The organism is Rhizorhabdus wittichii, from assembly GCF_017607425.1.
Lineage (GTDB): Bacteria > Pseudomonadota > Alphaproteobacteria > Sphingomonadales > Sphingomonadaceae > Rhizorhabdus > Rhizorhabdus wittichii.
This window is the reverse complement of sequence record NZ_CP059319.1, coordinates 55,554-79,401: the sequence shown is the minus strand read 5'-3', so window position 1 is coordinate 79,401 and position 23,848 is coordinate 55,554. Positions and strand designations below refer to the sequence as shown.

27 protein-coding genes are annotated in these 23,848 nt (G+C 69.5%); 10 read left to right on the top strand and 17 right to left on the bottom strand.

The window, feature by feature from the left end:
• Positions 1–4: 4 nt before the first annotated feature.
• Positions 5–1,027, top strand: a complete 1,023-nt coding sequence (locus HRJ34_RS00525; protein WP_208633066.1) for a threonine aldolase family protein — start codon at positions 5–7, stop codon at positions 1,025–1,027.
• Between the two features lie 149 nt (positions 1,028–1,176).
• On the opposite strand, the gene fghA is transcribed toward HRJ34_RS00525, so the two are convergent.
• The 3 genes from fghA to HRJ34_RS00510 all read right to left on the bottom strand — a co-directional run bounded on the left by fghA (position 1,177) and on the right by HRJ34_RS00510 (position 3,633).
• Positions 1,177–2,028, bottom strand: coding sequence for an S-formylglutathione hydrolase (fghA, locus tag HRJ34_RS00520; protein WP_029548715.1), 852 nt, complete (start codon positions 2,026–2,028; stop codon positions 1,177–1,179).
• A 65-nt stretch (positions 2,029–2,093) separates the two neighbouring features.
• Complete coding sequence (locus tag HRJ34_RS00515; RefSeq protein WP_011952022.1) at positions 2,094–2,492, bottom strand: VOC family protein; 399 nt, start codon at positions 2,490–2,492, stop codon at positions 2,094–2,096.
• 28 nt (positions 2,493–2,520) lie between these two features.
• A complete protein-coding gene (locus tag HRJ34_RS00510) occupies positions 2,521–3,633 on the bottom strand; it encodes an S-(hydroxymethyl)glutathione dehydrogenase/class III alcohol dehydrogenase (protein ID WP_011952023.1) in 1,113 nt (370 codons plus the stop codon).
• A gap of 95 nt (positions 3,634–3,728) precedes the next feature.
• On the opposite strand from HRJ34_RS00510, the gene HRJ34_RS00505 reads away from it, so the two are divergent.
• A complete protein-coding gene (locus HRJ34_RS00505; protein ID WP_208633065.1) occupies positions 3,729–4,709 on the top strand; it encodes a LysR substrate-binding domain-containing protein in 981 nt (326 codons plus the stop codon).
• 15 nt (positions 4,710–4,724) lie between these two features.
• Here HRJ34_RS00505 and HRJ34_RS00500 read toward each other — a convergent pair whose 3' ends face one another.
• From HRJ34_RS00500 to HRJ34_RS00485, 4 genes are read right to left on the bottom strand one after another with little or no spacing between them, the layout of a single operon-like run.
• Positions 4,725–6,143, bottom strand: a complete 1,419-nt coding sequence (locus HRJ34_RS00500; RefSeq protein WP_016745449.1) for an NAD(P)(+) transhydrogenase (Re/Si-specific) subunit beta — start codon at positions 6,141–6,143, stop codon at positions 4,725–4,727.
• Between the two features lie 22 nt (positions 6,144–6,165).
• Entirely contained in the window at positions 6,166–6,456 is a 291-nt protein-coding gene (locus tag HRJ34_RS00495) for a proton-translocating transhydrogenase family protein (RefSeq protein WP_011952026.1), read from the bottom strand.
• Between the two features lie 22 nt (positions 6,457–6,478).
• Entirely contained in the window at positions 6,479–7,612 is a 1,134-nt protein-coding gene (locus tag HRJ34_RS00490) for an NAD(P) transhydrogenase subunit alpha (protein ID WP_011952027.1), read from the bottom strand.
• Between the two features lie 4 nt (positions 7,613–7,616).
• Positions 7,617–7,760: an aa3-type cytochrome c oxidase subunit IV gene (locus tag HRJ34_RS00485; protein ID WP_016745451.1), complete on the bottom strand. Its 144-nt coding sequence runs from the start codon at positions 7,758–7,760 to the stop codon at positions 7,617–7,619.
• 156 nt (positions 7,761–7,916) lie between these two features.
• On the opposite strand from HRJ34_RS00485, the gene HRJ34_RS00480 reads away from it, so the two are divergent.
• The 4 genes from HRJ34_RS00480 to HRJ34_RS00465 all read left to right on the top strand — a co-directional run bounded on the left by HRJ34_RS00480 (position 7,917) and on the right by HRJ34_RS00465 (position 12,307).
• The gene (locus HRJ34_RS00480; protein WP_208633064.1) at positions 7,917–9,359 is read left to right on the top strand and encodes a sigma-54-dependent transcriptional regulator; all 1,443 of its coding nucleotides are present in this window, start codon (positions 7,917–7,919) and stop codon (positions 9,357–9,359) included.
• Between the two features lie 67 nt (positions 9,360–9,426).
• On the top strand, positions 9,427–10,482 hold the full coding sequence (locus HRJ34_RS00475; RefSeq protein ID WP_030091375.1) for a type III polyketide synthase: 1,056 nt from the start codon (positions 9,427–9,429) through the stop codon (positions 10,480–10,482).
• A complete protein-coding gene (locus HRJ34_RS00470) occupies positions 10,482–11,192 on the top strand; it encodes a methyltransferase domain-containing protein (protein ID WP_208633063.1) in 711 nt (236 codons plus the stop codon). The genes HRJ34_RS00475 and HRJ34_RS00470 overlap by 1 nt, the downstream gene beginning before the upstream one ends.
• Entirely contained in the window at positions 11,171–12,307 is a 1,137-nt protein-coding gene (locus HRJ34_RS00465; protein ID WP_208633062.1) for an NAD(P)/FAD-dependent oxidoreductase, read from the top strand. Before HRJ34_RS00470 ends, HRJ34_RS00465 begins: the two co-directional genes overlap by 22 nt.
• Here HRJ34_RS00465 and HRJ34_RS00460 read toward each other — a convergent pair.
• From HRJ34_RS00460 to HRJ34_RS00450, 3 genes are all read right to left on the bottom strand, one after another.
• Positions 12,271–12,768, bottom strand: coding sequence for an SRPBCC family protein (locus HRJ34_RS00460; RefSeq protein ID WP_226948988.1), 498 nt, complete (start codon positions 12,766–12,768; stop codon positions 12,271–12,273). The two genes, HRJ34_RS00465 and HRJ34_RS00460, sit on opposite strands and share 37 nt — an antisense overlap.
• The gene (locus HRJ34_RS00455; protein ID WP_208633060.1) at positions 12,752–13,090 is read right to left on the bottom strand and encodes an ArsR/SmtB family transcription factor; all 339 of its coding nucleotides are present in this window, start codon (positions 13,088–13,090) and stop codon (positions 12,752–12,754) included. Before HRJ34_RS00455 ends, HRJ34_RS00460 begins: the two co-directional genes overlap by 17 nt.
• An 82-nt stretch (positions 13,091–13,172) precedes the next feature.
• Entirely contained in the window at positions 13,173–15,290 is a 2,118-nt protein-coding gene (locus HRJ34_RS00450; protein ID WP_208633059.1) for a TonB-dependent receptor plug domain-containing protein, read from the bottom strand.
• Positions 15,291–15,381: 91 nt separating this feature from the next.
• On the opposite strand from HRJ34_RS00450, the gene HRJ34_RS00445 reads away from it, so the two are divergent.
• From HRJ34_RS00445 to HRJ34_RS00435, 3 genes are read left to right on the top strand one after another with little or no spacing between them, the layout of a single operon-like run.
• Positions 15,382–15,897 carry a homogentisate 1,2-dioxygenase gene (locus HRJ34_RS00445; RefSeq protein ID WP_226949222.1) on the top strand — a complete coding sequence of 172 codons (516 nt, stop codon included), beginning with the start codon at positions 15,382–15,384 and terminating at the stop codon, positions 15,895–15,897.
• Between the two features lie 2 nt (positions 15,898–15,899).
• Entirely contained in the window at positions 15,900–16,901 is a 1,002-nt protein-coding gene (locus HRJ34_RS00440) for a cytochrome-c peroxidase (RefSeq protein ID WP_011952037.1), read from the top strand.
• A complete protein-coding gene (locus HRJ34_RS00435; protein ID WP_226948987.1) occupies positions 16,846–17,493 on the top strand; it encodes a dihydrofolate reductase family protein in 648 nt (215 codons plus the stop codon). The genes HRJ34_RS00440 and HRJ34_RS00435 overlap by 56 nt, the downstream gene beginning before the upstream one ends.
• On the opposite strand, the gene HRJ34_RS00430 is transcribed toward HRJ34_RS00435, so the two are convergent.
• From HRJ34_RS00430 to HRJ34_RS00415, 4 genes are read right to left on the bottom strand one after another with little or no spacing between them, the layout of a single operon-like run.
• Complete coding sequence (locus HRJ34_RS00430; RefSeq protein ID WP_016747863.1) at positions 17,490–17,747, bottom strand: aldo-keto reductase family protein; 258 nt, start codon at positions 17,745–17,747, stop codon at positions 17,490–17,492. The two genes, HRJ34_RS00435 and HRJ34_RS00430, sit on opposite strands and share 4 nt — an antisense overlap.
• Before the next feature lie 30 nt (positions 17,748–17,777).
• Positions 17,778–18,563: a LysR family transcriptional regulator gene (locus tag HRJ34_RS00425; protein WP_011952040.1), complete on the bottom strand. Its 786-nt coding sequence runs from the start codon at positions 18,561–18,563 to the stop codon at positions 17,778–17,780.
• 15 nt (positions 18,564–18,578) lie between these two features.
• Complete coding sequence (gene apaG, locus HRJ34_RS00420) at positions 18,579–18,977, bottom strand: Co2+/Mg2+ efflux protein ApaG (RefSeq protein ID WP_029549164.1); 399 nt, start codon at positions 18,975–18,977, stop codon at positions 18,579–18,581.
• Positions 18,978–18,979: 2 nt separating this feature from the next.
• Positions 18,980–20,188 (bottom strand): trans-sulfuration enzyme family protein, encoded by a 1,209-nt coding sequence (locus tag HRJ34_RS00415; RefSeq protein WP_208633057.1) that lies wholly within the window; start codon positions 20,186–20,188, stop codon positions 18,980–18,982.
• 158 nt (positions 20,189–20,346) lie between these two features.
• Here HRJ34_RS00415 and HRJ34_RS00410 point away from each other — a divergent pair, with 158 nt between their 5' ends.
• Positions 20,347–20,895: a glutathione peroxidase gene (locus tag HRJ34_RS00410; RefSeq protein ID WP_011952043.1), complete on the top strand. Its 549-nt coding sequence runs from the start codon at positions 20,347–20,349 to the stop codon at positions 20,893–20,895.
• Between the two features lie 6 nt (positions 20,896–20,901).
• Here HRJ34_RS00410 and HRJ34_RS00405 read toward each other — a convergent pair whose 3' ends face one another.
• The 3 genes from HRJ34_RS00405 to HRJ34_RS00395 all read right to left on the bottom strand — a co-directional run bounded on the left by HRJ34_RS00405 (position 20,902) and on the right by HRJ34_RS00395 (position 23,732).
• Entirely contained in the window at positions 20,902–21,315 is a 414-nt protein-coding gene (locus tag HRJ34_RS00405) for a group II truncated hemoglobin (protein ID WP_011952044.1), read from the bottom strand.
• A gap of 83 nt (positions 21,316–21,398) precedes the next feature.
• On the bottom strand, positions 21,399–22,676 hold the full coding sequence (locus HRJ34_RS00400; RefSeq protein ID WP_208633056.1) for a nucleotide sugar dehydrogenase: 1,278 nt from the start codon (positions 22,674–22,676) through the stop codon (positions 21,399–21,401).
• Between the two features lie 27 nt (positions 22,677–22,703).
• Entirely contained in the window at positions 22,704–23,732 is a 1,029-nt protein-coding gene (locus HRJ34_RS00395) for an SDR family oxidoreductase (RefSeq protein ID WP_037505991.1), read from the bottom strand.
• Positions 23,733–23,848 lie beyond the last annotated feature (116 nt).

Below are 23,848 nucleotides of genomic sequence, written 5' to 3'. Positions count from 1 at the left end.
CCCGATGCGCGAGCGCCACGACTTCTTCTCCGACAACACCGCCGGCATCTGCCCCGAGGCGCTGGCCGCCTTCACCGCCGCCAATGCGGGCTTCGTGCCGAGCTATGGCGCAGACCCGATCAGTGTGCAGGCGGCCGACGCGATCCGCGCGCTGCTCGACGCCGATGCCGACGTGCGCTTCGTCTCGACCGGCACCGTCGCCAACGCGATCGCCTGCGCGACCCTCTGCCCGCCCGCGGGCGCGGTGCTCGCCTATGAAGAGGCGCATATCCGCTTCCACGAGGCTGGCGCCCCCGGCTTCTTCGGCGGCGGGCTGGAGATCGAGCCGCTGGCGGGGATCGACGGCCGGATCGACCCGGCCGCGCTCGACCAGGCGCTCACCCGGCCGCGCGGCGCGGAGGAGCGGCGGCCGGCGGCGCTGTCGCTGACCAATGCGACCGAATATGGCACCATCTATGACGATGCGATGCTCGCCCGGCTGAGCGTGGTCGCGAAGGACGCCGGGCTCCGCATCCATCTCGACGGGGCCCGGCTCGCCAATGCGGTGGCGGCGGGGTTCGATCCCCGGACGCTGGCCCGCGCCGGCGTCGACATCGCCGTGCTCGGCGGGTCGAAGGCCGGCGCGCCCTTTTCCGAGGCGATCGTGCTGCTCGACAAGCGCCTGGCCGAGGGCTTCGACGAGCGGCTGAAGCGGAGCGGCCAGCTCACCTCGAAGATGCGGCTGCTCGCGGCGCCGTGGATCGGCCTGCTCGACGGCGCGGACGACAACCGCCCCTGGATCGCCCATGCCCGCCACGCCAATGCGATGGCGCGGCGGCTGGCCGACGGCCTCCCCTTCGCGACCGCCTATCCGGTCGAATCGAACGCGGTGTTCATGTCGATGGACGACGCGCAGGAAAGCGCGCTGGCGGCGCGGGGCTGGCGCTTCGCCCGGTTCGAGGACGGATCGGCGCGCTTCGTCTGCTCCTGGGCGACCAGCGCGGAAGCGGTCGACGCGCTGATCGCGGACGCCAGGGATATCGGGTAGAGCCCAGTCCGTTAGTTTATCTGAACCGCTCCTCCTGAGGAGCCATTGAGCGAAGGCGAAATGGCATCTCGAAGGATCCTTCGAGATGGGCCTTCACCACGGCTCAGTCCCTCCTCAGGAGGAGCGGATACGGGGTGCATCAAATTGCTTTAGCCTCTCCCCCGCAGCCGCGCGGCATGCCAGCGGAGGTGGTCCTCCATGAAGGTCGAGATGAAATAATAGCTGTGGTCGTAGCCCGGCCGCATGGTGAGCGTCAGGTCGATCCCCGCATCGGCGCAGGCGGCGGCGAGCAGGCTGGGCTTGAGCTGTTCGGCAAGGAAGCCGTCCGCCTCGCCCTGATCGACGAGCAATTCCTTGACCCGCGCGCCGTCCTCGATCAGCGCGACGGCGTCGTGGCGGCGCCACGCGGCTTGGTCGTCGCCGAGATAGCCGGGCAGCGCCTTGCGGCCCCACGGCACCTGCCCCGGCGCGACGATCGGCGCGAAGGCCGAGATCGAGCGGAAGCGATCGGGGAAGGTCAGGCCGATGGTCAGCGCGCCATGGCCGCCCATCGAATGGCCGGTGATCGCCTGGGCACCCATGTCGACAGGGAAATGCTCCGCGATCAGCGCGGGCAGCTCCTCGGTGACGTAGCTCCACATCCGATAGTGCGGCGCGAAGGGCGGTTGGGTGGCATCGACGTAGAAGCCCGCGCCCAGCCCGAAATCATAGGCGCCTTCTGGATCGTCGGCGACGCCCTCTCCGCGCGGCGAGGTGTCGGGGGCGACGAAGATCAGGCCCAGCTCGGCGCAGGCGCGGCGATACTCGCCCTTTTCGGTGACGTTGGCATGGGTGCAGGTGAGCCCCGACAGATACCAGACCACCGGCAGCTTCGCGCCGGCATCGTGCGGCGGGACATAGACCGAGAAGGTCATGTCGGTGCCGGTCGCCGACGAGGCGTGCTTGTAGACGCCCTGGACGCCGCCGAAGGAGAGGTTGCTGGAGACGGTTTCGAGGCTCATCGTCATTCCTTCAAGGCAAAGGGGCGCAGGCATCGCCCGCGCCCCCGTCAGTGCCCGCCGATCGATCAGGCGGCGGTGAAGTGGTAGCTGCAGACCTTGTTGCCGGCCGGATCGCGCAGATAGGCGGCATAGGCGCCCGGCAGATGGCCGCGCGGCCCCGGCGCGCCTTCGCAGCTGCCGCCGGCGGCGAGGCCCGCCGCGTGGAAGGCGTCGACGTCGGCCTGGCTGGCGGCGGCGAAGCCGATCGTCACGCCGTTGCCCGAGGGCGCCTCGCCATTGCCCGGCTTGAGCACCAGGAAGGCCGGCTTGTCCTTGCCGTAGAGCATCGCCGCGTCGCCGAACGCGCCGAGGTTGTTCACGCCGAGCGGCGCGAGCGCCGCGTCGTAGAACTTGGTCGACTGGGCCAGGTCGCTGGCGCCCACGCAGGCGTGCGAGAACACGCCGTCACCCGAAATCACTGCCATCTCGTCTCTCCTTCGATGAAAATCTTGTTCAGAACACCACGACCGAGCGGATCGACTTGCCCTGGTGCATCAGGTCGAACGCCGTGTTGATCTCCTCCAGCCCCATGACGTGGGTGATCATCGGGTCGATCTCGATCTTGCCGGTCATGTACATGTCGACGATCTTGGGAACGTCGGTGCGGCCCTTGGCGCCGCCGAACGCGGTGCCCCGCCAGTTGCGGCCGGTGACGAGCTGGAACGGGCGGGTGGATATCTCCTTGCCCGCCTCGGCCACGCCGATGATGATGCTGGTGCCCCAGCCGCGGTGGCAGGCCTCCAGCGCGGTGCGCATCACCTCGGTGTTGCCGGTCGCGTCGAAGGTGTAGTCGGCGCCGCCGTCGGTCATCAGCACGATCTTCGCGACGACGTCCTCGCGGCTCATCCCCTTGCTGTTGAGGAAGTCGGTCATGCCGAACCTGCGGCCCCATTCCTCGCGGTCGGGGTTGATGTCGACGCCGATGATCTTGTTCGCGCCAGCCAGCCGCGCGCCCTGGATGACGTTGAGGCCAATGCCGCCCAGGCCGAACACGACGACATTGTCGCCGACCTGCACCTTGGCGGTGTTGACCACCGCGCCGACACCGGTGGTGACGCCGCAGCCGATGTAGCAGCTCGTCTGGAACGGCGCGTCCTCGCGGATCTTGGCGACCGCGATCTCGGGCAGGACGGTGAAGTTCGAGAAGGTCGAGCAGCCCATATAGTGGAAGATCGGCTGGCCCTTGTAGCTGAAGCGGCTGGTGCCGTCGGGCATCAGGCCCTTGCCCTGGGTCGCGCGGATCGCGGTGCACAGGTTGGTCTTGCCGCTGAGGCAGCTTTTGCACTGGCGGCATTCGGGCGTGTAGAGCGGGATGACGTGATCGCCGGGAACGACGCTGGTGACGCCGGCGCCGACCTCGCGGACGATGCCCGCGCCCTCATGGCCCAGGATCGACGGGAAGATGCCCTCGCTGTCGAAGCCGTCGAGCGTATAGGCGTCGGTGTGGCAGATGCCGGTCGCCATGATCTCGACCAGCACTTCGCCCGCCTTCGGCCCTTCCAGGTCGACCTCGACGATCTCCAGCGGCTTCTTGGCTTCGAACGCAACGGCGGCGCGAGTCTTCATGGCGATGTGTCTCCTTTGCGGAGCGCCTTATCATTGGTGCAAATCCGGGATAAATAGCCAATAATGCAAGCAACTATTTCAACAGGGCAATAATCATGGCGGGTTGGGACGGGCTGGAGGAGATCGTCGCGATCGCCGATACGGGCAGCTTCGTCGGCGCGGCGCGGCGGCTGCGGGTGTCGGCGTCGCAGATCAGCCGCGCGGTGCAGCGGCTGGAGCATCGGCTGCGCGCCGAGCTGTTCATCCGCACCACCCGTTCGGTCCAGCTCACCGAGGCGGGGCGCACGCTGGTCGAGCAGTGCCGCCGCATCATCGACGAGCGCGACGAGGCGCTCCAGCTCGCGCGCGGCCAGGGCGAGATGCAGGGCGAGGTGCGGCTGACCTGCTCGACCGCGCTGGGCGAGCGCTTCGTCGCGCCGATCGTGCGCCGCTTCATCGAGACCCACCCGCGCCTCTCGGTCCGGCTGGAGCTCACCAATCGTCTCGTCGACCTGGTCAGCGAGGGGTTCGACGTGGCGATCCGCACCGGCCATCCGACCGACCATCGCCTCGCCGCGCGACAGATCGCCTCGCGCCCGGCCGAGGTCTGCGCCTCGCCCGCCTATCTCGCCCGCGCCGGCTACCCGCGCGGCCTCGCCGATCTCGACCGGCACGAATGCCTGATCGGGACGAGCGTGAACTGGCATTTCCTGGAGGACGGGCAGCGGCGCAGCTTCGTGCCCAGCGGCCGCTGGCGCTGCAACAGCGGCAATGCGGTGGTCGACGCGGCGCTGGCGGGAATGGGCATCTGCCAGCTCCCCAGCTTCTACGTCCGCGACCATATCGCCGCCGGGCGGCTGGTGGCGCTGCTGGAGGACTATCGCGACCGGCCCGAGCCGGTCTGGGCGGTCTATCCGCAGCGCCGCGCGCTGCTGCCCAAGATCCAGCAGGTCATCGCCGCGCTGGAGGCGGAGCTGGACGAGGCGATGAACGCGCCCTCGCCCCGTTCCGTCATGCCGGCGGAGGCCGGCATCTCGGCGGGCTCCTGCGACGACGTTGCCGCGACTCTCCCGAGATCCCGGCCTCCGCCGGGATGACGGGAGAGTGTGGACCTAGTGGTTGATCGCCTTGACGATTTCCTCGACCATCTTCTTGGCGTCGCCGAGGAGCATCATGGTGTTGTCCATGTAGAAGACGTCGTTGTCGACGCCGGCATAGCCGACACCGCCCATCGAGCGCTTCACGAACAGCACGGTCTTGGCCTTCTCGACGTCGAGGATCGGCATGCCGTAGATCGGCGACGACTTGTCGGTCTTGGCGGCCGGGTTGGTGACGTCGTTGGCGCCGATGACGAAGGCTACGTCGGTCTGCGAGAACTCGCTGTTGATGTCCTCCAGCTCGAACACCTCGTCATAGGGGACGTTCGCTTCGGCCAGCAGCACGTTCATGTGGCCCGGCATGCGGCCCGCGACCGGGTGGATCGCGTACTTCACCCGCACGCCGGCTTCCTTGAGCAGGTCGCCCATCTCGCGCAGCACGTGCTGCGCCTGGCTGACGGCCATGCCGTAGCCGGGGACGATGATCACCTGCTCGGCCTGGCCCATCAGGAAGGCGGCGTCCTCGGCCGAGCCGCGCTTCCACGGGCGATCGACCTTCTCGCCGCCGCCCGAGGCGCCGCCGCTGTCGCCGCCGAAGCCGCCCGCGATGACGCTGATGAAGCTGCGGTTCATCGCCTTGCACATGATGTAGCTGAGGATCGCGCCCGAGCTGCCCACCAGCGCGCCGGTGACGATCATCGCGGTGTTGTGCAGGGTGAAGCCCATCGCCGCCGCGGCCCAGCCCGAATAGCTGTTGAGCATCGACACGACGACCGGCATGTCGGCGCCGCCGATCGGGATGATCAGCAGGAAGCCGATGACGAAGCTGAGCGCGGTGATCGTGAAGAACACCCACTGCGCGTCGTCGGTCAGGAAATAGCCGATCAGGCCGATGATCGCCGCGAGCATGCCGAGGTTGATGACGTGCCGGCCGGGCAGCATGATCGGCGCGCCCGACATGTTGCCGTTGAGCTTCAGGAAGGCGATGACCGATCCCGAGAAGGTGATCGCGCCGATCGCGACGCCGAGGCCCATCTCGATCCGGCTGACCTGGTGGATATGGCCGGTGACGAGATCGAGGATGCCGAAGGCGCCCGGATTGAGGAAGGCGGCGCCCGCCACCAGCACCGCCGCGAGGCCGACCAGCGAGTGGAAGGCGGCGACGAGCTGCGGCATCGCGGTCATCGCGATGCGCCGCGCGGTGACGAAACCGATCGCACCGCCGATCGCGATGGCGATGGCGATCTCGACCAGGCCGGTGCCGTGCAGGACCAGCGTGGTCGCGACCGCGATCAGCATGCCGATCATGCCGAAGCGGTTGCCCCGGCGCGAGCTGGCCGGGCTGGACAGCCCGCGCAGCGCCAGGATGAAGAGGATGCCCGAGATCAGATAGGCGAGCGATGCCCAGGCGGGCGTGGCAGCGAGTTCATGCATGTTCTTTCCCCCTGCCCCGGCCTCAGCCCTTGCGGTCTTTCTTCTTGTACATGGCGAGCATCCGTTCGGTGACCGCGAAGCCGCCGAAGATGTTGATGCTGGCGAAGACGACGGCGACGAGGCCCAGATATTTGCCGAGCACGCTGCCGCCCGCCGTCGCGCTGGCGATCAGCGCGCCGACGATGATCACCGACGAGATCGCGTTGGTCACCGCCATCAGCGGCGTGTGCAGCGCGGGCGTGACCGACCAGACGACATAATAGCCGACGAAGCAGGCCAGCACGAAGATCGACAGGATCGAGATGAAATCCATGGCTTCTATCCTTTTCCCGTGATCAGCCGAGCAGGCGCTGGTTGACGACCTTGCCGCCCTGGGTCAGCCGGACCGCCGTGCCGATCTCCTCGTCGAGGATCGGCTTGTTGGCGTCCTTGTCCCAGAAGGCGCTGAGGAAATTGTAGAGGTTGCGCGAGAAGAGCGCCGAAGCGTCCGCCGCGAGCGTCCCCGCCATGTTCTTCGCGCCGATGATCTTGACGCCGTGCTTGACCACGGTCTCGCCCGAGACGGCGCCCTCGACATTGCCGCCGCTTTCGGCCGCGAGGTCGACGATCACCGAACCGGCCCGCATCGACGCGATCTGCGCGTCGGAGATCAGCCGCGGCGCGGGGCGCCCCGGGATCAGCGCGGTGGTGATGACGATGTCCTGCTTGGCGATGTGGCTGGACACCAGTTCGGCCTGGGCCTTCTGATACTCCTCCGACATCTCGGTGGCGTAGCCGCCAGACCCCTCGCCCTCGATCCCGGCGACCGATTCGACGAAGATCGGTTTGGCGCCGAGCGACTGGATCTGCTCCTTGGTGGCCGAGCGCACGTCGGTCGCGGAAACCTGCGCGCCCAGGCGGCGCGCGGTGGCGATCGCCTGGAGCCCGGCCACGCCGACGCCCATGATGAAGGCGCGCGCCGCGGACACGGTGCCCGCCGCCGTCATCATCATCGGGAAGGCGCGGCCATATTCGGCCGCCGCCAGCAGCACCGCCTTGTAGCCGGCGAGGTTCGACTGCGACGACAGTATGTCCATCGACTGCGCGCGCGTGATGCGCGGCATGAACTCCATCGCCAGCGCCTCGAAGCCCTTGGCGGCATAGGCGTCGACCCGCGCGCGCCCATCCGATCCGGCCCCGAACGGGTTGAGCCCGGCGACGATCCACGCGCCCGGCTTCGCGCCGGCCAGCGCCTCGGGGTCGGGCCCCTGCACGCCGAATATGATGTCGGCATTCTCGAGAGTCGCGGTGCGGTCGCCGACCTTGGCCCCTGCGGCCTCATAGTCGCCGTCCGCGATCGAAGCGCCTTCGCCGGCCCCCCGCTCGACCCCCAGTTCGGCGCCCAGAGCGATGAACTTCTTCACCGTCTCGGGCGTGGCAGACACGCGGCTTTCCCCTGCCGCGGCCTCCCTCAGCACCGCGATCTTCAAGCGATCAGCCCTTGGGCGCGATCAGGAAGATGACGAGCAGGCCGGTGAGCGCGCTGGCGATCGTTCCCACCTTCAGCAGGGTGATGAAGCCCGAATAGGTCTGGTTGTGGCCCTTATAGTCCATCGGCGCGCCATGATCGTCGGACATATATCTTCCCCGCTAATGACAGAATTTTCGGGCGCACTTCTAGACGGAGCCCCCGCACGTCTCAAGGACAAATGGCCACGCATCGCCCGACGACCGCACCGATTTAAATTTGCTTAGCTTTTCAAGGCTAAACCCGCGGACGAAAGGGAGCAGCGAATGCGTCGCGACACCCCGCCGGGGCTCTTGCTGATCGATGCCGAACCGGCGCAGGCCGGGCTGATGAGCGCGCTGGCGCAGCGGGCCGGATGGCGCGTGCTCCGCGCCGCCGACGTCGCCGAGGCGGTCGAACGGTCGGGCAATGCCGATATCCGGCTCGACGCGGCGCTGATCGACCTGTGGTCGCCCGACGAGGCGTCGGTGCGATCGGTCGCCCGGCTGCGCGAGAGCCTGCCCGCGCTTCCGATCATCGTCGTCACCGCCCAGGATTCGGTCGATCTCGCGGTGCGCGCCGTCCGCGCGGGGGCGCACGACGTGCTCGTCAAGCCGATCGCCCGCCACCGGCTGCTCGCCGCGCTCGACCATGTCGTTGCCGACGACCCGCCCGCCGGCGAACTCCGGCCGCTGGTCGAGAAATGGTCCGAGGCGCTCGATTTCGCGGAGATCGTCGGGTCGGCCCCATCCTTCCGCCGCGCGCTCGACGTGGCGATGCGCGCCGCCGCGACCCCCGCGACGATCCTGATCGAGGGCGAGAGCGGCGTCGGCAAGGAACTGCTCGCCCAGGCGATCCACCGCGCCTCGGCCCGCCAGGCCGGCCCGCTGATCACCGTCAACTGCGCGGCGATCCCCGCCAACCTCGTCGAATCCGAACTGTTCGGCCATGAGCGCGGCGCCTTCACCGGCGCCTTCGAGCGCCGGCCGGGGCTGTTCGCCGACGCCGACGGCGGGACGATCTTCCTCGACGAGATCGGCGACCTGCCGGGCGACGCGCAGGCGAAGCTGCTGCGCGTGCTCCAGTCGGGCGAGATCCGGCCGATCGGCGCGACCCGGCCGCGCCAGGTGTCGGTGCGCGTCATCGCCGCGACCAATCGCCGCCTGTCCGACGACGTCGTGCGCGGACGCTTCCGCGAGGACCTGTTCTACCGGCTCGCGGTGGTGCCGCTGACCCTGCCCCCGCTGCGCGACCGGATCGGCGACATCGCCCCGCTCGCCGCGCATCTGCTCGACCGGATCGCCCGCCAGCTCGGCCTGCCGGGGCTCGCCGTCGATGCCTCCGCGATCGCGCTGCTCGAAACCCATGACTGGCCGGGCAATGTCCGCCAGCTCCACAACGTCCTGTTCCGCGCGGCGATCTTCCGCGATGGCGGCACCCTGACCGCGTCCGACTTCCCGCAGTTGCGCGCCGCCCATGCCGGCCCGCAGCCGGCGGCGAACGACGACGCTCCGGTGCCGGCGGACGCCGCCGCCCCGCCCACCGGGAGCCTCGCGCTGTTCGGCGCCGACGGCCATGTCCGCCCGATCGACGAGATCGAGGCCGACCTGATCCGCCTGGCGATCGGCCATTATCGCGGCCGGATGACCGAAGTCGCCCGCCGCCTGCGGATCGGCCGATCGACGCTCTACCGCAAGCTCGGCGAACTGGGGATCGAGCAGGCGGGGTGACGCTTATTCCGATTGCTCCCTCCCCTCCTCCATGAGACAATCGCGCGATGTCGAGCGTTACGCCGTCATGACCGCCCATATCCACGCCATCGGCACCGCCGTGCCCGACCACGACATCCACCGGACCTTCATCGACTGGGCGGCGGAGCGGCTGGAAGGGCGCGAGCGGGCACTGTTCGAGCGGATGGCGGGGCGGTCGGGGATCGAGCATCGCTTCACCGTCCTGCCGCCCGTGCCTGGCGGAAGCCAGATCGATCCGGGCGGCTTCTACGGCGGCGCGATGCCGCCGACCTCGGCGCGGATGAAGGCCTATGCGCGCGAGGCGCCCGAGCTGGCGCTGAAGGCGATCGACGACCTGTCCGCCCGCGCGCCGCTCGACGGGATCAGCCATCTGGTGGTGGCGAGCTGCACCGGCTTCGTGGCCCCCGGCATCGACCAGGTCATCGCCCGCCGGCTCGGCCTCGACGGGTCGGTCGAGCGGACGCTGGTCGGGTTCATGGGCTGCTATGCGGCGGTCGCGGCGCTGCGCGTCGCGCACCATATCGCCCGATCCGATCCGCAGGCCCGCATCCTCGTCGTCACGGTCGAGCTCTGCTCGCTCCACATGCAGGACACGCCCGCGATCGACTCGCTGCTCGCCCAGCTCCAGTTCGCCGACGGCGCCGCCGCCGCGATCGTCGCCACCGCGCCCGGCGGGATCGCGATCGACCGCTTCTTCGCCGCCACCCTGCCCGACAGCGCCGAGCTGATCCGCTGGGACATCGGCGACGAGGGCTTCGTCATGCAGCTGGCGGGCGAGGTGCCGGGGCGGATCGCGGCGGCGCTCGCCACGCCCGAGCTGCGCGGCGCGATCCTGGGCAACCGCGCCGCCGACGAGATGCCGCACTGGGCGGTCCATGCCGGCGGCCGGTCGATCCTCGACGCGGTCGAGCATGGCCTCGGCCTCGGGGCGGCCGCGCTGGCGGCGTCGCGGTCGGTGCTGCGGCGCCATGGCAACATGTCGTCGTCGACGCTGATGTTCGTGCTCGCCGCGCTGATGGCGGAGCCGGCGGCGATCGACGGCGTCGCGGTCGCCTTCGGACCCGGCCTCGCCGCCGAGGGCTTCACGATCGCGAGCCCGTGATGCGCGCGCTCGACCGGCCCGCGCAGCAGCAGGAGCAGATGGATGCGGTCGACCTCGATCGCGCGACCTATAGCCGCATCCTGACCGACCTCGCCCAGGTCAACCGCTGGACCTTCGCGGCGCGGCCGACGCTCGACTTCGTCGCCCGCGCGGTGAAGGGGCGCGACCGCTTCACCCTGCTCGACGTCGGCTTCGGCGACGGCGACCTGCTTCGCGCGATCGCGCGCTGGGCACGGAAACGCGGTATCCATGCGACCTTGACCGGCATCGACCTCAACCCCCGCAGCGCCGCGATCGCCGCCGCCGCAACGCCCCGCCATCTGCCGATCGACTATCTGACCGGCGACTATCGCGCGCATGTCGAGGCGGCCGAACCGCGTGGCGGCTTCGACCTGATCGTCAGCAGCCTGGTCGCCCATCATATGTCGCCGGCAGAGCTGCACGACTTCCTCCGCGTGATGGAGCAGCGTGCCCGGATCGGCTGGCACATCAACGACCTGCATCGCCACCGCTTCGCCTATCTCGGCTTCCCGCTGCTCGCCCGGCTGATGCGCTGGCACCGCATCGTCCGCGAGGACGGCCAGCTTTCGATCGCGCGCGCCTTCCGCCCGCGCGAATGGCCGCCGGTGCTGGCCGAGGCGGGGATCGGAGCCGAGGCGCGGGTGCGGCGCCGCTTCCCGTTCCGGATATGCGTCGAACGGCTGCGCTGATCGCGGGCGGCGGACCGGCAGGGGCCGCCGCCGCCATCCTCCTCGCCCATGGCGGGGCGATGCCGGTGCTGATCGAACGCCAGGCCGAGCCGCACGACGTGGTGTGCGGCGGCTTCCTCGCCGCCGACGCGATCGCCATGCTGGCGCGGATCGGCATCGACGTCTTCGCGCTGGGCGCGCACCCGATCGGGCGCACCCGCATCATCGCCGGCCGCCGCCGCGCCGAGGCCGCGCTGCCCTTCGCCGCCGCCGGCCTGTCGCGCAACCGGCTCGACGCCGCCCTGCTCCAGGCGGCGACCGACCAGGGGGCGGCGATCGAGCGCGGCGTCGCGATCCGGCGGGTCGATCCGGCGACGCGCTGCCTCGATCTCGCCGATGGCGCGCGGATCGGCGGCGAGGCGCTGTTCCTCGCCACCGGCAAGCACGACCTGCGCGGCCATCCCCGCGCCGCGCCGCTCGACGCCGACCCGGCGCTGGGGCTGCGCGTACGGCTGCGCCCTTCCCCGGCGCTCGCCGCCGCGCTGGCCGATACGATCGAGCTCCACCTGTTCCGGGGTGGCTATGCGGGCCTGCTGGTGCAGGAGGACGGCGGCGCGAACCTCTGCCTGTCGGTCGCGCAGTCGCGGCTCAAGGCGGCGGGCGGCCAGCCCGACCGGCTGATCGCGCTGCTGGAACGCGAAGCGCCGCTGCTCGCCGAGCGGTTCGGCGCGGCGGCGGAGACGGGCCCCTGGAGCAGCATCGCGCGGGTTCCCTATGGCTGGCGCGCGACGCAGGCGGCACCCGGCCTGTTCCGGCTCGGCGACCAGGCGGCGGTGATCGCCAGCCTGGCCGGCGACGGCATCGCCATCGCGCTGGCGAGCGCGGTCCGCGCCACGCACGCCTTCCTCCACGACGGCCCGGACGCCGCCGCCGCCTTCCAGGCCGACATCGCGCGCCGCACCCGCCGCCCGATCGCGCTCGCCAACCTGCTGCGCCATTGGGGCGAGACGCCATGGATCGCCGGGCCCCTCGCCGGCCTGCTCGGCCATGTGCCGGGCCTGCTGCGGCAGGCGGCGGCGATGACGCGGGTGGGGGCAGGTCAGTCCTGTGCCAGCAACCGGTCGAGCGCCTCGTAGCTGCCGGCCCAGCCGTCGTCGAAGGAAGGGATCGCATCGCGATATTCGCGCAGTTCCTCCGCGCTCGCGTCGATCGGCACCCAGCTCAGGCGGACGCGGGTGTCGGCGCCGGCCTCCTCGAACAACACCGTCGTCAGCAGGCGCTTCGGCCAATGCTCGGAGAAAGGCGAGCCGACGATATTGCCGTCGCGATCGGCGAAGCTGTGCTCCCAGACGATCCGCTCCGGCGCCGCGATCTCGCGATAGACGAGCTTGGCCCAGAGCGTGCCGCCGCCATCGGCCATGTCCATCCGGCAATGGAAGAAGCCGCCCGGCCGGATGTCGGCCGCCACCAGGGTGGTGGTCACGCCCCTGGGGCCGAACCATCGGGCAAGCTGCTCGGGCCGGGTCCAGGCGGCCCAGACGCGGTCGCGCGGCGCCTTGAAGAGGCGGGACATCACGAATTCATCGGGGTTCGACATCGTCATTCTCCGTTTCCATCAGCAGCGTATCGAGCCGGTCGAAGCTGTCGCGCCAGAGGTCGGCGACCTGATCGAACCAGGCCCCGGTCGCGCGCAGCGCCTCGACCCGCAGGCGACGCGGGCGCGACTGGCCGATGCGGCCCTGTTCGATCAGCCCGGCCCGTTCGAGGACCTTGAGATGCTTGGAGATCGCCGGCTGGCTGATGCCGAACGGCCTTTGCAGTTCGGCCACGCTCGCTTCCCCGCGCGCGAGCCGGGCGACGATCGCGCGGCGCGTGGGGTCGGCGAGCGCCGCCAGCTTGAGACTCAGCGAATCTTCCATAGCCGTTTAGATATATAACTTTTAGGTTATATAAAAGGATGAAAAGTACCCCGGCGGACGCGCGGCCCGCCGGGGTGATCGATCAGTAGCGGGCGCGGATGCTCGCGAAGAAGCTGCGCCCCGGCTCCGGGAAGCCGTCGGTCAGGACATAATATTTGTCGAAGATGTTGCGGGCGCCGACACCGATCTCGACATTGTCGAAGACCTCGTAATCGACCCGCAGATTGGCCTGCACATAGCCGCCGGTGCGATAATAGCGGACCGTGCCGACCGGCGCGCCCGGCACGAAGGTGTCGAGCGTCGTCCGCTTCGAGGCGAAGTCGAGGTTCGGATAGATGCTCAGCCGCTCGACCGGCGACCAGCGCGCATAGGCGAAGCCCTTGTGGGTCGGCACGTCGGTCAGCGCGAACACCGGCACCGTCTCCGCCGCTTGCGGGGTGATGTCGAACTCGCGGCGGATATAGGTGTAGTTGACGCCCAGTTCGAGCGTGCTGGCCGGCTGCCAGCTCAACGCGATCTCGCCACCATAATATTTGCCGTCGCCGAGGTTGCGGCGCTGCGTGGTGTTGGCGGGGAAGCCGACCGGGCGGACCGCGACGATCGCGTCCTGCACGTCGCTGTAGAAGGCCGCCGCCTCGACGCGGAAGGCGCCGATCCGGCGCGAACCGCCGATCTCGTAGTTCACCGCCCGCTCGGGCTTCAGGCCGGGGTTGGAGGCGGCGGTGCCGAACTGGGTGCTGAACCGCTCGAAGATGGTCGGGAAGCGCGCGCGGCGCGAGACGCCGGCATGGAGGCTGGTGGCCTCGTCGGGCCGCCAGTCGAGCCGCGCCTGCCAGTTGAAGGCCGAGGCGTCGGCGCGCGGATATTCGAAGATGCGCGGCGCCAGTTCGCCCGGCGGAGTCGCATATTCCTCGGCCTTGCGCAGTTCGCGCCAATCGTAGCTGATGCCGGCGGTCAGGCTGAGCGTGGGCGAGAAGGCGGCGCGATATTCGGCGGCGGCGCTGTAGGTGTCCTCCTCGTTGGTCTGCGGCGGCTCGGTGGCGCCGCTCGGAAAGCCCTGCTGGAACTCGACATGCTTGTCGCGGCGATAGTGGAAGGCAAGGCTCAGCGCGTTGGCGTCGGTGATCGCGAGGTCGAGCTGCGCCGAGCCGCCATAGGCCTTGTCCTCATAATAGCTGTTGAACGAGCGGCCGAGCGTCTGCGTCGCCTGGGTCGCATTGTCGAAAGAGCTCAGCAGATTGTCGAAGCTGTTGCGATAGACGCGGGTCTTGAAGGTCGCGCGCTCGCCGAGCTGGGTGGTCGAGAGGAAATAGATGCTCTCGATGTTCCAATAGGGCCAGCTCCAGAAGCGCGGATTGGGCGCGCCGGGCGGCAGCGGGTTCGACACCGGATCGGTGACGTGGAGCGGCGCGTTCTTGCTGCCCTCCTGCCGGGTGTAGCTGATCGAATATTCGTCGGTGTCGTTCGGGGTGAAGCCGAGCTTCGCGTTGACGCGCCAGTCGCGCGTCCGCGAATATTCGCGCGCGCCGCCGTCCTCCGCAGATCCGGCGACCGGCGCATAGTCGCCCGGCAGGTCCCAATGATCGGTGAAGCTGCGGGCGTAGGAGCCCTGTGCATACCACCGGTCATGCTTCGTGCCGAGCAGCGCGAAGACATTGTAGCCGGCATAGTCGACGCCGCGGTCGAGGTTGAGCGTGCCGCGCACCTCCGCCTCGATCTCCTTGGTGGGCTTGCGGGTGACGAGGTTGATCGCGCCGCCCATCGCGCCCGGCCCGTCGAGCACCGACGCATAGCCCTTGGCGACCTGGATCTCGGCGATGTCGGGGGTCAGGAAGCGGCCATAGTCGAGCCGGTTGTCGGCGGGCAGGTAGACGCGGATGCCGTCGATCGAGATCGGCACCTGGAACCGGTCGAAGCCGCGCACGAAGACGAGCCGCTCGTTGCGCGATCCGCCGCTGTTGCCCGACGCGACGCCGGGGATCAGGTTCGCCGCCTCGTCGAGCGTGGTGCGGTTGAAGGCGTAGATCGCCTCCGAGGTCAGCGTCGATCCGCCGACCTCGACGCCCGCCGGGCGGACGCCGGTGACGATGATCTGGCCCAGCGAAAAGGCGTTGCCGGCGGAGTCGCCGGCGGTCTCGGCATGCGCCGGCGCCATCGCCGCGACCGCCGCGGTGGCGAGGAGGATCGTCTTCAACTGCATCAGGCTTCCCTTTTTGTGCCGGCTTGTGCCGTTTCGAATCACTATATATGGCCATATATAGTCTCGACGAAAAAGGGGAAGCCCGGTGCGGATGCTGATGGGAATGGGCCTTGCCATGATGATCGGAGCGCCGGCCCTGGCGCAGATGGAGCCGGCGGCACCGGCCGACTGCGCCGCGACGGCCGCGCCGCCGGCCGAGATGGCGGGCTGGGCCGGACGGACGCCGCTGGCCGCGGCGGACGGCGCCAAGGGCCTCTCCAAGGCCACCCTCGCCGTCGGACAGGGAATCGACGCCGCGCTGCGCCCGACCGGCGAGGTGCGCTATGTCCTGCGTCCGGAGAAGCCCGGCGGGTCGGTCAGCCATGGCGGACTGTTCGGCTTCGCGATCGCCGAGCCGGGCACCTACCGGGTCGCGATCGGATCGGGCGCGTGGATCGACGTGCTCAAGGACGGCAAGGCGGTGACGTCCTCGGCGCATGGTCACGGCCCGGCCTGCACCGGCATCCGCAAGATGGTCGACTTCCCGCTGGCGCCGGGCCGCTACGTCCTGCAGATCGCCGCCAACGGCGAGCCCACCCTGCCGCTGCTGCTGACCCGCCTGCCCTGACCATGCGCCGCTGGATCGGCCCGGCGGTCGCCGCCGCGCTGCTGCTGGCCGGCGGCGCGGGATCGGCGGGACCGTGGCGCTGGGCGCTGCCGGCCGGGATCGCGCCGCCCGCCACGCCCACCGACAACCCGATGAGCGCGGCGAAGGTGGAGCTGGGCCGGCGACTGTTCCACGACGCCGACCTGTCGATCGACGGGACGATGGCCTGCGCGACCTGCCACGAGCAGCGGCGCGGCTTCGCCGACGGCAACCGCACCCGCCCCGGCGTCCATGGCGATCCCGGCCGCCGCAACGTGCCCGGCCTCGCCAATGTCGGCTGGCTGGGGCCGCTGACCTGGGCCGATCCGGCGCTGACCACCCTGGAGAAACAGGCGCTGGTGCCGATCGCCGGCGACCGTCCGGTCGAGATGGGGATGAAGGGCAAGGAGGCGGAGATCCCCGCGCGGCTGGGCCGCGACCGCTGCTACCGCCGCATGTTCGCCAGGGCCTTCCCCGAGACGCGCGGGCGCATCGACCTCGCCGCCGTCGCCAAGGCGCTGGCGGCGTTCGAGCGGACGCTGATCTCCTTCGACAGCCCCTATGACCGCCGGGGCGCGACTCCCCTGCCGCCCGCCGCCGCGCGCGGCCTGGCGCTGTTCGAGGCGCGCTGCGCGAGCTGTCATGCCGGCCCCCATTTCAGCGACGGCCGCTTCCACGCGATCGAGACGCGGGCCGACGATGCCGACGGCGGGCTGGCCGAGAAGAGCGGCGATCCCGCCGACCGGGGCCGCTTCCGCACGCCGGCGCTGCGCAACGTCGCGCTGGCCGCGCCCTATCTCCACGACGGATCGGCGGCGACGCTCGGCGACGCGATCCGCCGCCACGACCGGCTGCCGGCCGTCGTCACATCGAGCCCGGCGCAGGTCGACGATCTCACCGCGTTCATCGGGGCGCTGAACGACGAGCGCTTTGTCACCGATCCGCGCTTCGCCTATCCCGACAAGGCGTGCGGTCGAAAGCTTTAGGCGATCGCTCAGAACAAGGAAGAGCAAGCCAATGGCGCGGATTCTCGGCTATATCGCAACCAGTCTCGACGGCTTCATAGCAACCGAGGACGATGATCTCGGCTGGCTATTCAAATATGACGGCCTCGATCTGGGCGAATATGACTACGCCCGCTTCCTCCAGCGAATCCGGACCGTCGTCATGGGCCGGGGCACCTATGATTTCATAGCCGCCGAGGATGTGCCCTGGGCCTATGGCGATCAGCGCGTCCTGGTCGTCACGTCGCGGCCGATCCCCGCGCCGAAAGGCCCTTTGGAAACGCGAAGCGACGTCGATGCGCTGATCGCCGAGTTGCGATCGCTCGATGATGGCGACGTCTGGATGCTCGGCGGCGGCCAGTTGCAGATGGCGTTTCTCGAGCGGGGGGCGCTCGACGAGATCGAAATCTATGTGATCCCCGAGATGATCGGCGGCGGTCGGCCGCTATTCCCCGCAACCGGCTTCCAGTCCAGCCCCCGCCTGATCAGTGCCCTGCCTCTGGATCGCGGCTGCGTGCGCCTCCACTATGCCTTCGATCGTGAAGCTGGCGCTTCGGATCGCAACCCGTCCTAGTCGTCCCGCTGCTGCTGGCGGCGCGCTTCCTTCTCGGCGCGCTTGCGCTCCTTGCGGTCGCGTTCCTCCTGCTTGCGCATCTCGCGGCCGCGGTTGCGGTCAGCCTCTTCCTGGCTGGTCGTCGCCCAGTCGACGCCCTGGCCGACCGCCTTGAACGGCGCGGTCACCACCGTCTTGGCGGTGCTGACGCAGCCTGCCAGCGACAGGGCGCCGGCAAGGATCGCTGTGGCGCGGAGGGTGGGATGGAGAATCATCGGCCCTTGCTCGCACAGCCCGTATGAACGTCAGATGTCGGTCAGCGTCGCGACCAGCGCGCGGACCTTCTTCTGACGCCATTGCGGGGTCGGCGCGACCAGCCAATAGGCCTTGGGCGTCGGCACCGGATCGCCATGGGCGCGGACACGCCCCTCGGCGATGTCGCGCTCGACCAGCAGCCCGGGGACGTGGGCGGTGCCGAAGCCCGCCGCCGCCGCGTCGATCGCCAGCCCGGCGTCGGCGACCATCAGCGCAGCGTCCTTGTCGGCGGTGGGCGCGCCCGGCCAGCCGATCGGGGCGCCATCGGCGAGCCCGACCGTCACCAGCGCGCCGTCCGCAAGCCGGACGCCCTCATGCTCGCCCGGTCCCTCGGCATAGCAGATGGCGAGGTCGAGATTGGCCTGGGTGAAGTCGAGCCCCTCGTCCGACGACAGCAGGACGAAGCGCAGCTCGGAATCGTTGCGGCCGAAATCGGCGAGGCGCGGCGCCAGCCATTTGGCGGTGAAGTCGCGCGGCGCGGCGATCGTCAGCGTCTTCGACGACTGGCCCGCCTGCATCGCGCGCACCGCCTCCTCGAACTGGAGGAAGCCGGCGCGCAGCGCGTCGAGCCCCGCCTCGCCCTCGGGCGTCAGTTCCAGCCCCTTGGCGGTGCGGCGGAACAGGACGACGCCCAGCGTATCCTCCAGCGCGCGAATCTGCTGGCCGACCGCGGCCGGCGTCACCGCCAGCTCGTCGGCCGCGCGGGTGAAGGACAGGTGGCGCGCGGCGGCGTCGAGGACGCGCAGGCCGTTGAGCGGCAGATGGGTTCTCTTCACGCCCCGATCCCTTCGTTACAAGGCCACCGCCGGGCCGATCAGCGGGAAGCGCGGGATCGCCGCCTCGAAGGTCGATCCGTCTTCCGCGACCATGTGGTAGCTGCCCTCCATCGAGCCCGTAGGGGTCTGGAGCGGGCAGCCCGAGACATAGTCATAGGCCTGGCCCGGCTCGATCACCGGCTGCTCGCCGACCACGCCCTCGCCGCGCACGTCGTGCTTGACGCCGCGCCCGTCGGTGATCAGCCAGTGGCGGGTGAGGAGCTGGACAGCCTGCTTCCCCTCATTCTCGATGCGGATATGGTAGGACCAGAACCAGCGGCCGCGCGCCGGTTCCGACTGTTCGGGCATGAAGGACACCGCCACCCGCACGACCACGCTGCGGGTCTGCGCGACATGCGGGAAGAGGGCCTGCATGATCACAGGCCGACGGCCCTCAGCGCCCTGTCGAAATCCTCGATGACGTCGAGCGGGTCTTCCAGACCGACATTGAGCCTGAGCATGCCTTCCTCGACTCCCATTTCCGCGCGCACCTCGGCCGACAGCCCGGCATGGGTGGTCGACGCGGGGTGCGTCATGAGCGAGCGAGAGTCGCCGATATTGTTCGAAATGTCGACCAGTTCGAGCGCGTCGAGCAGGCCGTGCGCCTGCGGGCGCCCGCCGTCGAGATAGATCGATATGATCGTGCCGCCGGCCGACATCTGCTTCATCGCCAGCGCATGCTGCGGATGGCTGGGCAGCGCCGGGAACAGGACGCGCGGCACGCGCCCCTCCAGGAAGCGGGCGACCTGCAGCGCATTCTCGCTCTGCCGGCGGATGCGCAGGTCGAGCGTCTCCAGCCCCTTGAGCACCACCCAGGCGTTGAACGGCGACAGCGTCGGTCCGGTGTTGCGGGTGAAGGACAGCAGCGTGGTGTTGATGAACGCCTCCGTGCCGCACACCGCGCCGGCGAGGACACGGCCCTGCCCGTCCATCATCTTGGTCGCCGAATAGGCGACGACGTCGGCGCCATAGTCGAGCGGCCGCTGGAGCAGCGGGGTGGCGAAGGCATTGTCGACGACGGTGACGATCCCGGCATCGCGGGCGATGCGGCAGACCGCCTCCATGTCGACGATGTCGAGCGTCGGATTGGCCGGCGTCTCGAAGAAGAACAGCTTGGTGTTGGGCCGGATCGCCGCCTTCCACGCATCGTTGTCGCGGCCGTCGACGATCGTCGATTCGACGCCGAAGCGCGGCAGCAGCGTGTCGGTCAGCCAGCGGCACGAGCCGAACGCCGCGCGGCCCGCGACGAGATGGTCCCCCGCCGAGAGCTGGCAGAGCAGGGCCGCCGTCATCGCCGCCATGCCCGACGCCATCGAGCGCGCCGCCTCGGCCCCCTCCATCAGCGCGATCCGCTCCTCGAGCATCTCGACCGTGGGATTCTGGAGGCGCGAATAGGTCATCCCCTTCTGCTCGCCCGCGAAGCGCGCGGCGGCGTCGCCCGCGCAGTCATAGGCATAGCCCGAGGTGAGGAAGAGCGCCTCGCTGGTCTCGCCATAATGCGAGCGGGCGGTGCCGCCGCGGATCGCCTGGGTGGCGGGCCTCCAGCGGGTGGTGATCGAACGGTCCTGGCCAGTCAGCTTTTTCATCGCGCCCGCTTTGCCGCCCCAGCCGAGCCCCGTCAATCGAGTCCCGTCAATCCGTCGCCACCAGAAGTGCGGGCGACGCGATCGGGCGCAAAACCGCCCCTTGCGCCGTTCCGCGCGCCATCCGATACCGGCGCCGTCCACCAAGAGGAGAGTCGATCATGGCCACCGATATCCAGCAGATTCCGCTCAAGACGATCGGCGGCGCCGACGCCACCCTCGGCGACTATGCCGGCAAGGTGCTGCTGGCGGTCAACGTCGCGTCGAAATGCGGCCTGACCCCGCAATATACCGCGCTCGAGGCGCTGTACGGCCAGTACAAGGACAAGGGCTTCGCCGTGCTCGGCTTCCCCGCCAATAATTTCGGCGCGCAGGAGCCCGGCACCGAGAGCGAGATCCAGGAATTCTGCACGACCAACTATGGCGTCGACTTCCCGATGTTCGCCAAGCTCTCGGTCAAGGGCGACGACCAGCATCCGCTCTACGCCAAGCTCGTCGCGGCGCAGCCCGACAAGACCTTCAAGGACGGCAGCTTCAAGGAGAAGCTGGCCGGCTACGGCATCGTGCCGGAGAAGGACACCGACGTGCTGTGGAACTTCGAGAAATTCCTGATCGCCAAGGACGGCACCGTCGCCGGCCGCTTCGCGCCCGACATCGCCCCCGACGATCCCATCATCACCGGCGCGATCGAGGCCGAACTGGCCAAGTAAGAACGGTTAGCCTCCCACGGGCTCGACCCGGGCCATCGCCAGCGCCATGCCCTCCAGGGCATCGGCCATCCGCGCGGCGAGGTCCGGGTCGCTCGTCCGTTCGACGATCGCCAGCCGCATCGCGTCGGCCCATTGCCGGGCGGTGTCGGCGCCAATCGCGATCCCGCCATGGACCGACATCACGCATTTGCCGGGATTGTCCACGAACCAGTCGCGCGGCCCGCCGAGCCAGGCGGTGAGGAAGCCAGCGAGCGAGCGGCGCATCGGCGCGAGATCGTCGGCATGCAGCGCGCGCAGCGCGGCGAAGCGCGGCTCCGCATCCATCAGGTCGTAGAAGCGGTCGACGATCGCCCGCACCACCGGCGCGCCGCCGATCCGCTCATAGGGCGTCGTCCCCGCCTCGATCCCGCCATCGGCCATGCGATCCTCCCATCTGTCGGAGGATGCTTCCTGCCGGGACCGGCGGCATCGCCGCATTGACCCCGGTCAAAAGGGCGCGCGGATCAGAGCGTCCAGCGCCGGACGCCGGACAGGTCGAGCCCGCCCCACATGCCCTTGAGATCGGCGACCAGCCCGTCCGGCTTGACCAGCGCGGCGAGCCGGTCGGCCGGCAGCGCGGCATAGTCGCCGTGCGAGACCGCGCCGATCACCACGTCATAGCGCCCGTCGAGAGCGTCGGCGGCGAGGTCGACGCCATATTCGTGGCGCGCCTCGGCCGGGTCGGCGAGCGGATCGTGGATCACCACCTCGTGCCGCAGCCATTCGAGCCGGCGGACGACGTCGATCACCCGCGAATTGCGCAGGTCGGGGACGTTCTCCTTGAAGGTCAGCCCGAGCATCAGGACGCGCGATCCGCTGGCGATCCGTTCGTGGATCTGGTCGGCGATCCAGGCGCCCATGCCGTCGTTCGTGCCGCGCCCCGCCAGGATGACGCGCGGATCATGACCGAGCTGCTGGGCGAGATAGCTGAGATAATAAGGGTCGACGCCGATGCAGTGGCCGCCGACCAGCCCCGGCACGAAGCGCAGGAAGTTCCACTTTGTCCCCGCCGCCGCCAGCACGTCCCAGATCGAGATGCCGACCTTGCCGAAGATCTGGGTGATCTCGTTGACGAAGGCGATGTTGATGTCGCGCTGGGCGTTCTCGATCACCTTCGCCGCCTCGGCCACCTTGATCGACGCGGCGCGGAAGGTGCCGCCGGTCGTGACCGCGCCATAGATCGCGCAGAGCTTGTCGAGCACCTCCGGATTCTCGCCCGCCACCACCTTGGTGATGCGGTCGACGGTATGCTCGCGGTCGCCCGGGTTGATCCGCTCGGGGCTGTAGCCGAGGAAGAAGTCGGTGCCGCGCCTGAGGCCCGACAGCTTCTCCAGCTCGGGCCCGCACAGGTCCTCGGTCACGCCCGGATAGACGGTGCTCTCATAGACGATGATCGTCCCCCGGCCGGGTTTCAGCACCGACGCGACGCTGCGGGTCGCCGACATGACCGGGCCGAGATCGGGGCGGTTGGCATGGTCGACCGGGGTCGGCACGGTGACGATGACGACGTCGGCGTCGGCCGCCTCGCCGATCGCCGTGGTCAGCGCCAGCGTCGAGGCGGCGAGCGCCTCGGCGGTCAGCTCGTTGGTCCGGTCATGGCCGCGCTTCAGTTCGTCGACGCGGCCCTGGTCGATATCGATGCCGACGGTCGGAAAATGCTTCGCCAGCGCCACCGCCAGCGGCAGGCCGACATATCCCAGACCGATCACCGCGATCCGGCTCGTTCCTCGTTCAACGCTCACGCATACCCCCTAGTCGACAGGTTCAGACTAAAGTGCCTCCGTCTTGGCGAGGTGCCGATACCAGGGCAATGCCTCGTCCAATCCTTCGGCGATCCGGTGGGTCGGCGCATAGCCGACCAGTTCGGCCGCGGCGCCGATGTCCGCCAGCGAATGGCGCACGTCGCCGACCCGGAAATCTCCATGCTCGGCCGGGCGGTCATAGACCACCCCGTCGCGGCGCAGCGCGTCGCGGAGCAGCGCGAACAGCTCGGACAAGGTGGTCCGGTCGCCGACCGCAACGTTGAGCAGATGCGCCTCCCCGGCCGGCGCGAACAGCGCGGCGCGCAGATTGGCCTGCACCGCATTGGCGACGTAGCAGAAGTCGCGGCTTGTCTCGCCGTCGCCGTTGATCAGGACGGGCTCGCCCGCGATCATCGCCGCGGTCCAGCGCGGGATCACCGCCGCATAGGCGCCGTTCGGGTCCTGGCGCGGGCCGAAGACGTTGAAATAGCGCAGGCCGACCGATCCGAAACCGTAGTTGCGGCGATAGACCTCGGCGACCAGTTCGTTGTGGAGCTTGGTCAGCGCATAGGGCGACAACACCCGGCCGATCCGGCCCTCGACCTTGGGAAGATTAGGCTCGTCGCCATAGACCGAGCTCGACGAAGCGTAGACGAAGCTGCCGACGCCGGCGAGCCGGGCGGCGTCGATGATGTTGGCGAAGCCGGTGGCATTGGTGTCGTGCGAGGACAGCGGATCGGCGATCGAGCGCGGCACCGAACCCAGCGCCGCCTGGTGCAGCACATGATCGATCCCGGCGACCGCCGCCGCGCAGTCCGCCCGGTCGCGGATGTCGCCCTCGATGAAGTCGAAGCGCGCCCAGGCATCCTCGCCCACCTGCTCGCGCACATTCTCCAGGTTGCTGCGATGGCCGGTCGCGAAGTTGTCGAGACCGCGCACCGACTGCCCCGCCGCGAGCAGCGTCTGGACGAGGTGCGAACCGATGAATCCGGCGGCTCCGGTGACCAGCCAGCGGGCCTGGCGGGAGCGGAGCATGCGGTCGAGATCCATGGTCATGGATGGGACGCCTAGCCGATCTTCGTTACGGCGGGAATTGGCAATGTCGCGCGATCGCTCGTTTCGTACGCAATTCATCCTTTGAACCGTCACGTCCCATCGCTATCTGGCGCGGC